Genomic DNA, 11,867 nt, shown 5'->3' on the forward strand with positions numbered 1-11,867 from the left:
TCCCTGTGAGAGTAGGACGTTGCCAGGCAAGCGAAAGACGAGTCATTGTACTCGTCTTTTTTTGTGTTCTTTTTTATATAGGAAACTTTATATTCTTTATTCATAAAATAAAGAACGGTTGATTAAATGAGAGAAAATATGGATAGGATAGAGAGGGAAGCAAAAGAGTTGCAAAATTTTTTAATACGTATATAATTAAAGTCAAAGATAGTCAAAGTCAATAAAGGTGGAGGATAAATGAGAAATATATCTGATATTATTGAACAATATCTAAAGCAAGTTATTGACTTAAGTAATAATGATGCAATTGAAATTAAAAGAAATGAAATTGCTGATAAGTTTGATTGTGTGCCATCTCAAATTAACTACGTTATTAATACTCGTTTTACACTAGAAAGAGGCTTCATAGTAGAAAGTAAACGAGGTGGTGGAGGTTATATTCGCATTATAAAGGTCAAATTGCATGATGATATAGACATTATTAACCAAATGTTACAAATGATTCAGTATAGCATTACTCAATCAAGCGCTGAGAGTATAATAAGGCGTTTAGCAGAAGAAGGTATTGTTACCAGTAGGGAAGCAAAGCTTATGTTTAGTGTGTTAGATCGATCTGTTTTACTAACAGATTTACCATTTCGAGATGAATTACGAGCACGTATGCTTCGAGCGATGCTTAGAACATTGAAGTATAAGTAAAGTGAAACTTCCCTTAGGAATGCTTTGTCTCTTAAGGATTAATTGAACGAATAAGGTTGTAAATTAATAATTCTTTCCTATTGTAAAGGTGGGGAAATACGTTGATTTGTCAAAACTGTAGTTCACGATCAGCAACGCTGCATTTTACAAAAGCAATCAATGGAAAAAAGACGGAGATTCATCTTTGCGAGCAATGTGCCCAAGAAAATGGATATACGTCTTTCTTTCAATCAAATAATTCTAATAAGTCTAGTTTGTCATTTCATAATTTATTAGCAGGGCTACTACATGTTGAGCAACCTGCATCTGAGAAAGAAACAAATAATGTTTCGAATGTGCAGCCGTTGCAATGTCCGAAATGTAATATGACATATCCGCAATTTGCAAAGGTCGGAAGGTTTGGTTGTTCGTCTTGTTATGAAACATTTAAAGAACAATTACAACCAATGCTAAAACGGCTTCATGGTGGGCATACAAAGCATCACGGAAAAATTCCTAACCGTATAGGAGGAAATATTCATCTAAAAAAAGAATTAGATGAGTTAAAACTAAAATTGCAGGAGTGCATACAACAAGAAGAGTTTGAACAGGCTGCTGAAGTACGAGATAAAATTCGCAGCATAGAAAATCAGCTTCGTGAGCATAGAGAGGGGGAATAATTCTATGTCACTCGATCGTATTATGAACGAAGCAATTAGTCCATGGATGAGGGAAGACGGTCCTGATTCCGATATTGTTTTAAGCAGTCGTGTTCGATTGGCTCGGAATTTACGAGACTATCAGTTCCCGACTATGTTAACAAATAAGGAAGCGGAGCAAATGATTCATGTATTTCAAGAAAAATTTGCTAATCAAGCAGTTGCACCTTTCGGGGTACTTGAACTTTTACAAATGAATAGGATTGAACCTTTGCAGCGCAGAGTATTAGTCGAAAAGCACCTTGTAAGTCCGGATTTAGTGGGAACAGAATATGGTGCTTGTTTATTATCTGAGAATGAACAAGTAAGTATTATGCTTAATGAGGAAGATCATATTCGGATTCAATGTTTATTTCCGGGATTACAATTATCAGAAGCGTTGCATAGTGCAAATCGAATTGATGATTGGATAGAAAATCAGGTTGAATATGCATTTGATGAACAAGTTGGTTATATAACGAGCTGTCCTTCAAATATAGGAACAGGTTTACGAGCCTCAGTGATGATACATTTGCCAGCTCTCGTTTTAACAGGACAAATGAACCGTATCGTTCAAGCAATTAATCAACTTGGTTTAGTTGTGAGAGGGATATATGGTGAAGGTAGCGAAGTGTTAGGGAATATATTTCAACTTTCTAATCAAATGACATTGGGAAAACCTGAAGAAGATATTGTAGAAGATTTAAAGAGTGTTGTTCAGCAACTCATTCAACAAGAACGAATAGCAAGAGAATCAATTATGAAAAATTCAAGTATTGAGCTTGAAGATAAGGTGTATCGTTCTTATGGTGTATTAGCGAATAGCCGTTTAATTGAATCTGCTGAGGCAGCAACGTGTTTATCGGATGTTCGACTTGGTATTGATCTTGGTTATATCGAAAATATATCTAGGAATATTTTAACGGAGTTAATGGTACTTACACAGCCTGGAATCTTGCAGCAATATGCTGGAGGCCCCTTACAACCTGATGAAAGAGATTATCGCAGAGCAGCACTTATTCGTGAAAGATTACGAATTGAACAAAATCGAGCGAAGTAGGAGTGTGATTCATATGATGTTTGGAAGATTTACAGAGCGAGCACAAAAGGTATTAGCGTTATCCCAAGAAGAAGCAATTCGCATTGGTCATAATAATATCGGCACGGAGCATATTTTACTCGGCCTTGTACGCGAAGGAGAAGGGATTGCTGCAAAAGCATTGGTCGCACTTGGATTAAGCCCAGAGAAAGTTCAAAAAGAAGTAGAAGCACTAATTGGGCGCGGCACGGAGATGTCCCAAACGGTTCACTACACACCGCGTGCAAAAAAAGTAATAGAGTTATCAATGGATGAAGCGCGTAAACTTGGTCATTCTTACGTGGGAACAGAGCATATTTTACTTGGGCTTATTCGTGAAGGAGAAGGCGTTGCGGCCCGTGTTTTAAATAATTTAGGTGTAAGTTTAAATAAAGCGCGTCAACAAGTACTGCAGCTTCTTGGTAGTAACGAGACGGCTTCGGGTCATCAAGGTGGTGGTTCGGCTAATGCAAATACACCGACGCTTGATAGTTTAGCTCGCGATTTAACAGCTGTAGCACGTGAAGGGCGTTTAGATCCAGTAATTGGTCGTAGCAAAGAGATTCAACGTGTAATTGAAGTATTAAGTAGAAGAACAAAAAATAATCCTGTGTTAATTGGAGAACCTGGTGTTGGTAAAACAGCAATTGCTGAAGGGCTAGCACAACAAATTGTAAACAACGAAGTTCCAGAGACTTTACGCGATAAGCGTGTTATGACATTAGATATGGGGACTGTAGTTGCTGGTACGAAATATCGCGGTGAATTTGAAGACCGTTTAAAGAAAGTTATGGATGAAATTCGTCAAGCTGCTAATATTATTTTATTCATTGATGAGCTTCATACATTAATTGGTGCGGGAGGTGCAGAAGGGGCGATTGACGCATCGAATATTTTAAAGCCATCATTAGCGCGCGGGGAACTACAATGTATTGGGGCGACAACGCTAGATGAGTATCGTAAATATATTGAAAAAGATGCGGCATTAGAGCGACGTTTTCAACCGATTCACGTTGATGAACCAAGCTTAGAAGAATCGATTCAAATTTTAAAAGGATTACGTGATCGTTATGAAGCACATCACCGTGTTTCTATCTCAGACGATGCAATTGACGCCGCTGTAAAATTATCTGATCGTTACATTACGGATCGTTTCTTACCTGATAAAGCGATTGACTTAATTGATGAGGCAGCTTCAAAAGTTCGTTTACGTTCTTATACAACACCACCAAATTTAAAAGAACTTGAATCGAAGCTAGAAGAAGTAAGAAAAGAAAAAGATGCGGCAGTACAAAGTCAAGAATTTGAGAAAGCAGCTTCTTTACGTGATATGGAACAGCGCCTACGTGAAAAATTAGAAGATACGAAGCGTCAATGGAAAGAGCAACAAGGTAAAGAGAATTCGGAAGTAACAGTAGAGGATATTGCAAATGTTGTTTCAACGTGGACGCGTATTCCGGTTTCTAAGCTAGCTCAAACAGAAACAGACAAACTATTGAACTTAGAAAATATTTTACATGATCGTTTAATTGGGCAAGATGAAGCGGTTGTTGCGGTTGCAAAAGCAGTGCGCCGCGCAAGAGCAGGTTTAAAAGATCCAAAACGTCCAATTGGTTCTTTTATTTTCTTAGGACCAACTGGTGTTGGTAAAACGGAACTTGCACGCGCATTAGCGGAATCTATGTTTGGTGACGAAGATGCAATGATTCGTATTGATATGTCGGAGTACATGGAGAAACATTCTACTTCTCGTTTAGTTGGTTCTCCTCCAGGATATGTTGGATATGAAGAAGGTGGCCAGTTAACAGAAAAGGTTCGTCGCAAACCATACTCTGTTGTCTTACTTGACGAGGTGGAAAAGGCACATCCAGATGTATTCAATATTTTACTGCAAGTGCTAGAAGATGGTCGTTTAACAGATTCAAAAGGTCGTACAGTTGATTTCCGTAATACAATTGTTATTATGACTTCTAACGTAGGTGCAGATGCATTAAAACGAAACAAACATCTTGGATTTAATGTACAAGATGAAAGTCGTGATTATGCAGATATGAAGGGTAAAGTAATGGATGAGTTGAAAAAGGCATTCCGCCCTGAGTTTTTAAACCGTATTGACGAAATTATTGTTTTCCATACATTAGAGAAAAAACATATTAAAGAAATTGTTACACTTATGGTAGAACTGTTGGTCAAACGTTTAAAAGAACAAGACATTGAGTTAGAGTTAACGGATGCAGCAATTGAAGCGATTGCAGATAAAGGATTTGACCCAGAGTATGGTGCTCGTCCACTACGCCGTGCAATTCAAAAACATGTAGAAGATCGATTATCAGAGGAACTTCTTAAAGGGGTTATTGAGAAAGGTCAAAAAGTTGTTTTTGATGCAGAAGGAGAATCATTTGTCATTCGTAGTGCAGAAAAGGTAAAATAAGTATAGACAAACAAAGGGGGGCTAAACAATAGCCCTCTTTCTTGTACAAAAAAGAAATATTTTTGTCTCATATGAAAGCGAAGTGAAGTGTAAAAAACGATGGCTAAAAAGAAAACGAAATTTACATGTCAAGAATGTGGTTATCAGTCACCAAAGTATATGGGAAAGTGTCCGGGGTGCGGACAATGGAATACACTAGTGGAAGAGATGGAACCAGTTGTATCATCACGCCGTCTGAACTATGCAAGTGCAATCCAAACTGAATTAACGAAGCCTCGCCGCCTGAAAGAGGTGGAAACGAAAACAGAGGCGCGTATTGAAACGAATTTTCAGGAATTTAACCGGGTGCTTGGTGGTGGAATTGTAGATGGCTCTCTCGTGCTCATAGGGGGAGATCCTGGTATTGGGAAATCAACATTATTATTGCAAATATCATCACAACTAGCAGATCGTGCTTATGATGTTTTATACATATCAGGTGAGGAATCTGCAAAACAAATTAAACTTAGAGCAGATCGTCTTCATGTAAATGGAGATAATTTATTTGTTGTATCAGAAACAGATTTACAACGAATCGCAGCATATATAGATGAAATGAATCCATCATTTGTAGTAATTGATTCTATTCAAACCATTCATTTACCGGAAGTAACTTCAGCGCCAGGAAGCGTAGCGCAAGTACGTGAATGTACAGCAGAACTTATGAAGCTTGCAAAAACGAAAGGAATCCCTATTTTTATTGTAGGGCATGTAACGAAAGAAGGAGCTATAGCTGGTCCACGTATGTTAGAGCATATGGTGGATGCCGTTCTTTATTTTGAAGGAGATCGTCATCATACATATCGAATTTTACGAGCGGTAAAAAACCGTTTTGGTTCAACCAATGAGATGGGGATTTTTGAAATGAAGGAGCTTGGCCTTTCAGAGGTATTGAATCCTTCTGAAATTTTTCTAGAAGAAAGACCTGTGGGTGCTGCTGGCTCAACGGTTGTTGCTTCTATGGAAGGAACAAGGCCTGTTTTAGTAGAAATACAAGCATTAATTTCTCCTACAAGTTTCGGGAATCCAAGAAGAATGGCAACAGGAATTGACCATAACCGTGTTTCTCTTATTATGGCAGTACTAGAAAAAAGAGCAGGGTTATTGCTCCAAAACCAAGATGCTTATTTAAAAGTTGCTGGGGGAATTAAATTAGATGAACCAGCAGTTGATTTGGCAGTTGCTTTAAGTATCGCATCAAGTTTTCGCGATAAACCGACTTTTCCGGGTGATGCAGTCATTGGTGAAGTTGGTTTAACGGGAGAAGTTCGCCGTGTTTCTCGTATCGAACAGCGTGTACAAGAAGCAGCAAAATTAGGATTTCAGCGTGTTATTATCCCAAGTAAAAATTTGGGTGGATGGACGATTCCAGAAGGTATTGAAGTAGTTGGAGTATCGAATATAGGAGAGGCTCTTCGATTTGCACTAGGAGGATAAGATATGGAAGAAAACAAGCAACGTTCCAAAAGTATTATTAATATTTTGCAGCTTGTTGCACCGGGGACACCGCTAAGAGAAGGAATTGATAATGTGCTCCGTGCGCAAACAGGTGGCCTTATTGTACTCGGATACAACGAGCAAATTAAAAGTATTGTTGATGGAGGATTTCATATTAATTGTGCTTTTTCTCCTGCTAGTCTATACGAACTAGCAAAAATGGATGGTGCTCTTATTTTAAATGAAACGGGAAGTAAAATTTTAATCGCTAATGGACAGTTGGTTCCTGATTCATCTATTGACTCTATTGAAACAGGTATGCGCCACCGAACAGCAGAGCGAGTGGCGAAGCAAACGGGTAGTCTTGTTGTTGCTATTTCACAAAGACGAAATGTAATTACGTTATATCAAGGAAACTTACGTTACACATTAAAAGATATTGGGGTTATTTTAACAAAGGCAAACCAAGCGATTCAAACATTAGAAAAATATAAAGCTGTATGGAATGAGGGCATAACGAACCTTGGTATTTTAGAGTTTGAAGAAGTGGTTACAATGTCTGAAGTTGTGCATGTACTACATAGTGTTGAAATGATGCTACGGATTAAAAATGAAATCTACAGTTACATTCATGAATTAGGAACAGAAGGAAGACTTATTCGTTTACAATTGACAGAATTGCTTGCTGACGTGGAAGCAGAGGCTGCACTATTAATTAAAGACTACTATCATGAAAAAACACAAGAGCACTATCAAGTTTTAAAAAAATTACAAGAGCTTGCGAATGCACAACTTCTAGAAGATAGCGATTTAGTGAAATTACTTGGATATTCCGGACAAATGAAATTAGAAGAAAGCATTACACCAAGAGGTTATCGGATCGCGAGTAAAATTTCTAGAGTTCCGCCTCTTATTATTGAGAACTTAATTAATCGTTTTAAGAACTTACAAGGAATTTGCCGTGCAACAATTGCTGATTTGGATGATGTGGAAGGAATTGGAGAAGTACGGGCGAAAAAGATACGAGAGGGTTTAAAACGAATTCAAGAACACTTGTATATGAGCAGGCACAATTAAGAATATTACATTGATTTCACAATATAGCGACACTCAAAGATTTTTCATATATGATATGATATATTGGTAAATAAAACAAATTATAAAAAAAACACGTCCACTTTTGCACTCGACGTTTTGAGTGACGAAGTAATGGTTAATAATGAGTAGGAGGTGGTTGAATGTTAAAACGAATCGTGCAGCTTTTCTTTTTAGTTATTGGAGGAGCATTGGGAATTTTTCTTATTCCAAAAGTAATCGATATGTTGGATATAGGTGCAGTTCCTTGGCTTGAAGGTTCTTATATTCGTGCAATTATTGGTGCAATCATTTTATTTTTAACAACATTTTGGCTTGTAGATTATATTGTTCAGCTTATTAAACATATTGAGGAAGCGCTTGTAAAAGCACCTGTCACAGATGTGTTATTTGGAACATTAGGATTAATCTCAGGACTAATTGTTGCGTATTTGATCTTGATTCCGATTCGCGAATTTACCATTCAAGTCATTAGTACAGTATTGCAAATCTTTTTCACGCTATTACTTGGTTACTTAGGGTTCCAAGTAGGGTTTAAAAAGAGGAATGAATTGTTAGGGTTGTTTACATTGCCGCAACGCGGAGGGAAGAAAAAAAATACGAACAATGAAAATGAGGAAGTAGAAACGTTAACTTCTGGTTGGAAAATATTGGATACTAGTGTTATTATTGATGGGCGTATTGCGGATATTTGCCAAACAAAATTTTTGGAAGGCACAATTGTCATTCCGCAATTTGTGTTAGAAGAACTACAGCATATTGCTGATTCTTCGGATGCATTAAAGCGTAATCGCGGACGAAGAGGTTTGGATATTTTAAATCGTATTCAAAAAGAGTTATCTATTCCAGTAGAGATTTATGAAGGTGATTTTGAAGATATTCAAGAAGTCGATAGTAAGCTTGTGAAGTTAGCGAAGTTAACAGGTGGCACTGTTGTTACGAATGATTTTAACTTAAATAAAGTTTCCGAATTGCAAGGTGTGACAGTTTTAAACATTAATGATTTAGCAAATGCCATTAAGCCTGTTGTACTTCCGGGTGAAGAGTTAAGCGTATACGTTGTGAAGGATGGAAAAGAGCAGAATCAAGGTGTTGCTTATTTGGACGACGGTACAATGATCGTAGTCGAAGATGGTAGAGAGCATGTTGGTCACCAACTTGATGTACTTGTTACAAGTGTACTGCAAACATCTGCGGGCCGTATGATCTTTGCTAAGCGTAAGTTGTTAGAGAAAGCATTATAAGTAGAGGATTGCGATGATATATACATTAATTATTCCTGCAGCAGGACAAGGTAAGCGTATGGGAGCGGATAAAAATAAATTATTTTTACAAATAGATTCTGTTCCCATTATCATTCATACATTACGAGCTTTTGAAAAAGATGAACAATGTAAACAGATTATTTTAGCGATTAATGAGGGAGAGCGTTCTTACTTTGAAGAACTTCTCCAAACTTATCATATTCAAAAAGACATCCAACTTATCCAAGGTGGAAGTGAGCGCCAGGATAGTGTATACAATGCTCTTATGTATGTAAGAGATGTAGAGTATGTACTTGTCCACGACGGGGCGCGTCCATTTGTAACGAAAAAGATGATTGAAGATGTATTGCAAATGGCTAAAGAAAAAGGTGCATCCATTTGTGCGGTACCTGTGAAAGATACAATTAAAAAAGTGACGCATGATACTGTTGTTGAAACAGTAGAACGTTCTCATTTGCGAGCAGTTCAAACGCCGCAAGGATTTCATGTTCCCATTCTGTTAGAGGCACATGAGAGTGCAAAACAAGCGAGCTTTCTCGGAACTGACGATGCTAGTTTGGTGGAACGCCTTCCTAAAGAGGTAGGAGTTGTAGGAGGAAGCTATCACAATATAAAGGTGACAACACCTGAAGATTTAGTGATTGCTGAAAGCTTTCTACGAGTTTTGAAAATACAATAGCAATGTTATAATAGAAAAGCTCGGTAGCTACCGAGCTTTTCTATATATAGAGCAGAAACTTCAACAGGCGGAGCTTTTATATGTCCGTAAGAATGATATAAAGTTTACTAGTGTAGTTTGAGGAGGAATTGGAAATGTTTCGAATTGGACAAGGTTTTGATGTACATGCATTTGCAGAAGGAAGACCATTAATTATTGGTGGTATTACAATTCCATATGAAAAAGGATTACTTGGGCACTCCGATGCGGATGTCCTTTTACATACTATTGCTGATGCTTGTTTAGGTGCAATTGCTGCTGGTGACATCGGTAAGCACTTTCCAGATACAGATCCTGCATTTAAAGATGCGGATTCAGCTGTGCTTTTACAGAAAGTGTGGGAGTTTGTTACAGAGCAAGGGTATGTACTCGGAAACTTAGATTGTACAATTATTGCCCAAAAACCAAAAATGGCACCGCATATTGAAAGTATGCGCAAGAGAATCAGCGAGCTTTTACAAACAGACATGGAGAATGTCAATGTAAAGGCAACGACGACAGAAAAATTAGGATTTACAGGGCGAGAAGAAGGAATTGCTTCACAGGCTATTGTATTATTACAGAAAAAATAGTTGTTTTTGATTCGTAAGATGGATAATCGTAATTTTTTGGTGTACAATTAAGGAATCTGTTGACATTAAGAATGGAAGGTGTACCAACTATGGAAAAGCAAGTGAGAGTGCGCTATGCGCCAAGTCCAACAGGACACTTACATATCGGAAATGCACGTACGGCATTATTTAACTATTTATTCGCTCGTAGTCAAAACGGTAAATTTATTATCCGTATTGAAGATACAGACGTAAAGCGTAATATTGCTGGCGGCGAAGAAAGCCAATTAACGTATTTAAAATGGCTTGGCATGGACTGGGATGAAAGCATCGACGTTGGTGGTGAATATGGTCCGTACCGTCAAATGGAGCGTTTAGATATTTATAAAAAGTTATATGAAGATTTATTAGAGCGTGGCTTAGCGTATAAGTGCTATATGACAGAAGAAGAGTTAGAAGCAGAACGTGAAGGACAAATCGCTCGTGGTGAAACACCTCGTTATGCGGGTTGTCACCGTGATTTAACAGATGAGCAAGTAAAACAGTTCGAGGCAGAAGGACGCATTCCAAGTATTCGTTTCCGTGTACCTGAAAACCGTGAATATGTATTTAATGATATTGTAAAAGGAGACGTATCTTTCAACTCAAACGATTTCGGCGATTTCGTTATCGTGAAGAAAGATGGCATCCCAACTTACAACTTTGCAGTAGCGGCAGATGATCATTTCATGGAAATCTCACACGTTCTTCGTGGTGATGACCATATTTCTAATACACCAAAACAAATGATGATTTATGAAGCATTTGGTTGGGATGTACCACAATTTGGTCATATGACGTTAATTGTGAATGAAAGCCGTAAAAAGTTAAGTAAACGTGATGAATCTATTATTCAATTTATTGAACAATATGAAGCGCTGGGATATCTTCCAGAAGCAATCTTTAACTTTATCGCATTACTAGGTTGGTCACCAGTAGGAGAAGAAGAAATCTTCTCTAAGGATGAGTTTATTGAAATGTTTGATGCAGCTCGTTTATCGAAATCACCGGCATTATTCGATTCTCAAAAATTAAAATGGATGAACAACCAATATATGAAAAAGCAAGACTTAGATTGCGTTGTGGAATTAAGCTTACCGCACTTAGTAAAAGCTGGTCGTGTAGGTGAAAATCCAAGTGAGCAAGAACTAGCTTGGATTCGCGATGTGATTGCTTTATATCATGATCAAATGAGCTTCGGAGCTGAAATTGTTGAGCTATCTGATATGTTCTTTAAAGATCATGTGGATTATGAAGAAGAAGGACAAGAAGTATTAAAAGGCGAACAAGTACCAGAAGTTCTTCGTGCGTTTGCGGCAGAGCTAGAAGCATTAGAAGAAGTAGAACCTGCAGCAATTAAGGCAGCAATTAAAGCTGTTCAAAAGCAAACAGGTCAAAAAGGGAAAAATTTATTTATGCCAATTCGCGTTGCGACAACTGGCCAAACACACGGACCAGAACTTCCAAATGCAATTGCGCTTCTTGGAAAAGAAAAAGTTTTAAATCGTGTTCGTAAAGTAATTGGTTAACTTTTTACGGATTTAGAAATATAATAAGAATACTTCAAAATGAAATAAACGAAAGCGACGAGAAGGAGAAGTAGAAAATCATGCTTTTCACAGAGAAAACCACCATTTGGCTGGAAGTGGTTTAAAAGCAGATTTTTGAAGTGCCCCTTTGAGTCTTCTGCTGAACAAAGAATGTATTTCGAGAAGCGTCATGGCGACGCAAAGTAAGCAGAAGCGGTATACACCGTTATCATGTTTGAGTTTGAGGCTTTTTTAGGCCTAAACAGAGTGGAACCGCGCTAGTAAGGCGTCTCTGTCTATAGACAGAGA

The 11,867-nt window shown here is 37.8% G+C and carries 10 protein-coding genes and 1 other annotated feature; all 10 genes read left to right on the top strand.

Annotated elements, in window-relative coordinates; genetic code table 11:
• The first annotated feature begins 237 nt into the window (after positions 1–237).
• The 10 genes from CN326_RS15865 to gltX all read left to right on the top strand — a co-directional run bounded on the left by CN326_RS15865 (position 238) and on the right by gltX (position 11,558).
• Positions 238–699 carry a CtsR family transcriptional regulator gene (locus CN326_RS15865; RefSeq protein WP_098309973.1) on the top strand — a complete coding sequence of 154 codons (462 nt, stop codon included), beginning with the start codon at positions 238–240 and terminating at the stop codon, positions 697–699.
• 101 nt (positions 700–800) lie between these two features.
• Complete coding sequence (gene mcsA, locus CN326_RS15870) at positions 801–1,358, top strand: protein-arginine kinase activator protein McsA (RefSeq protein WP_098309974.1); 558 nt, start codon at positions 801–803, stop codon at positions 1,356–1,358.
• Between the two features lie 4 nt (positions 1,359–1,362).
• Positions 1,363–2,436 carry a protein-arginine kinase McsB gene (gene mcsB / locus CN326_RS15875; RefSeq protein ID WP_098309975.1) on the top strand — a complete coding sequence of 358 codons (1,074 nt, stop codon included), beginning with the start codon at positions 1,363–1,365 and terminating at the stop codon, positions 2,434–2,436.
• A 13-nt stretch (positions 2,437–2,449) separates the two neighbouring features.
• Complete coding sequence (clpC, locus tag CN326_RS15880; RefSeq protein WP_098309976.1) at positions 2,450–4,885, top strand: ATP-dependent protease ATP-binding subunit ClpC; 2,436 nt, start codon at positions 2,450–2,452, stop codon at positions 4,883–4,885.
• 99 nt (positions 4,886–4,984) lie between these two features.
• A complete protein-coding gene (radA, locus tag CN326_RS15885) occupies positions 4,985–6,361 on the top strand; it encodes a DNA repair protein RadA (RefSeq protein ID WP_098309977.1) in 1,377 nt (458 codons plus the stop codon).
• Between the two features lie 3 nt (positions 6,362–6,364).
• On the top strand, positions 6,365–7,438 hold the full coding sequence (gene disA / locus CN326_RS15890) for a DNA integrity scanning diadenylate cyclase DisA (RefSeq protein ID WP_098309978.1): 1,074 nt from the start codon (positions 6,365–6,367) through the stop codon (positions 7,436–7,438).
• Between the two features lie 161 nt (positions 7,439–7,599).
• Positions 7,600–8,700: a PIN/TRAM domain-containing protein gene (locus CN326_RS15895; RefSeq protein WP_098309979.1), complete on the top strand. Its 1,101-nt coding sequence runs from the start codon at positions 7,600–7,602 to the stop codon at positions 8,698–8,700.
• Positions 8,701–8,716: 16 nt separating this feature from the next.
• On the top strand, positions 8,717–9,400 hold the full coding sequence (gene ispD / locus CN326_RS15900) for a 2-C-methyl-D-erythritol 4-phosphate cytidylyltransferase (protein WP_098310025.1): 684 nt from the start codon (positions 8,717–8,719) through the stop codon (positions 9,398–9,400).
• 134 nt (positions 9,401–9,534) lie between these two features.
• A complete protein-coding gene (ispF, locus tag CN326_RS15905; protein ID WP_098309980.1) occupies positions 9,535–10,011 on the top strand; it encodes a 2-C-methyl-D-erythritol 2,4-cyclodiphosphate synthase in 477 nt (158 codons plus the stop codon).
• A gap of 89 nt (positions 10,012–10,100) precedes the next feature.
• Entirely contained in the window at positions 10,101–11,558 is a 1,458-nt protein-coding gene (gene gltX, locus CN326_RS15910) for a glutamate--tRNA ligase (RefSeq protein WP_098309981.1), read from the top strand.
• 48 nt (positions 11,559–11,606) lie between these two features.
• Positions 11,607–11,855 (top strand) — a binding site (T-box leader).
• The last annotated feature ends 12 nt before the right edge of the window (positions 11,856–11,867 follow it).

This window comes from Bacillus sp. AFS018417 (assembly GCF_002560985.1).
GTDB classification, from domain to species: domain Bacteria; phylum Bacillota; class Bacilli; order Bacillales; family Bacillaceae_G; genus Bacillus_A; species Bacillus_A rhizoplanae.